The 1,555-nt window shown below is 47.3% G+C and carries 1 protein-coding gene; it reads right to left on the bottom strand.

Annotated elements, in window-relative coordinates; genetic code table 11:
• Positions 1-90: 90 nt before the first annotated feature.
• Positions 91-1,395, bottom strand: a complete 1,305-nt coding sequence (thrC, locus tag IQ242_RS24440) for a threonine synthase (protein WP_193961737.1) — start codon at positions 1,393-1,395, stop codon at positions 91-93.
• Positions 1,396-1,555 lie beyond the last annotated feature (160 nt).

The raw sequence follows: 1,555 nt of genomic DNA, 5'->3' as shown, positions 1-1,555 counted from the left end.
GGGCAAGGGGGGGGAAGATTGAGCCAATCTAAGGATAGGCGGTTAAAATGCGTCTTAGCTTAATCGCCCCATCATCCCCGAACATCAATTCTAGACGAGAACCTGTTGCCATTCGAGGCGTTCGAGGGTGCGGGAACGTTCGAGAGCCCGTTCAAAGCTTTCTAATTTCGGTTCGATTAACAGGGGTTCACCGATATAACCCTGTACCGCTTCTTGGGTTTTTAGACCATTACCAGTGATATAAACGACCGTGGTTTCTTCGGGGTCGATTTTACCCGCTTCTACTAATTTTTTCAAGACGGCGATAGTCGTACCGCCCGCGGTTTCCGTGAAAATGCCTTCCGTTTCTGCCAAAAGTTTAATACCTTCGATAATTTCGGCATCGGTAACGGATTCAATATTACCGCCAGTTTTACGGGCAATATCAAGGGCATAAACACCATCGGCGGGATTACCAATAGCGATCGATTTGGCGATAGTATTGGGTTTAACTGGGGCGACAAAATCCCGTCCTTCCTTGAAAGCTTGGGCAATGGGGGAACAACCCTCCGCTTGAGCGCCACTAAAACGCACTGCTTTATCTGCCACCAAACCGACTTTAATGAATTCTTGGAAGCCTTTATAAATCTTGGTAAAGAGCGAACCACTGGCTAAAGGTGCGACAATATGATCGGGGAGTTTCCAGCCTAATTGTTCGGCTACTTCAAAGCCTAAGGTTTTGGAACCTTCGGAATAGTAGGGGCGCAGATTGATGTTGACAAAACCCCAACCGTAGGTATTGCCCACTTCTGAACAGAGACGGTTAACCTGATCGTAATTGCCTTTAACCGCCATTACCGTGGGATTATAGATTAGGGTTCCGAGAATTTTACCCGCTTCTAAATCGGAGGGAATGAAAACACAACAGTCTAAACCGGCGTGAGCGGCAATAGCGGCGGTGGAATTGGCCAGATTTCCCGTACTAGCACAGGAAACGGTGGTAAAACCTAATTCTTTGGCCCGGGTAAGGGCGACGGATACCACTCTATCTTTGAAGCTGAGAGTGGGCATATTGACGGCATCATTTTTAATGTAGAGATTTTTGAGACCCAAGCGCCGGGCTAAACGGTGGGATTTAACTAGGGGAGTCATACCCGTACCCACATCGATGGGATTTTCACTTTCTACCGGCAAAAAGGAACGATAGCGCCAGATGGAATTGGGACCTGCTTGAATGCTTTCTCTGGTGACGGTGCGACGGATGAGGTCGTAATCGTAGTCCACTTCCAGGGGGGCAAAGGTTTCTTCGCAGATATTCAGCGCTTTCAGGGGGTAAGAAGTCCCTCCTTCCTTAGAAACCAAGCGGGTAAAGGTGGGGATGAATTTTGAGGTTTCGATGTTTGTCGCTAGGGTCATGATTTTCCTGTCTTGCCGTCAACTGAATCTACAAGCATCCTATCACTGGCAAAATCTTGGTGTCAAATATACCCGATAAAAATAGTCGGGTATAAATTTATACAAAAACTAGGTGATATTCTGGGGAGCAGTAAGGGTTAAGGGGAAATGGTTAAGCTGC

The organism is Microcystis sp. LEGE 08355 (assembly GCF_015207185.1).
GTDB classification, from domain to species: Bacteria; Cyanobacteriota; Cyanobacteriia; order Cyanobacteriales; family Microcystaceae; genus Microcystis; species Microcystis panniformis.
The sequence above is the reverse complement of the archived record's forward strand: the minus strand, read 5'-3'. Positions and strand labels throughout refer to the sequence as shown.

Coding starts and splice junctions, on each gene's coding strand:
- thrC (WP_193961737.1), bottom strand. CDS start 1,395: ATGACCCTAGCGACAAACATCGAAACCTCAAAATTCATCCCCACCTTT.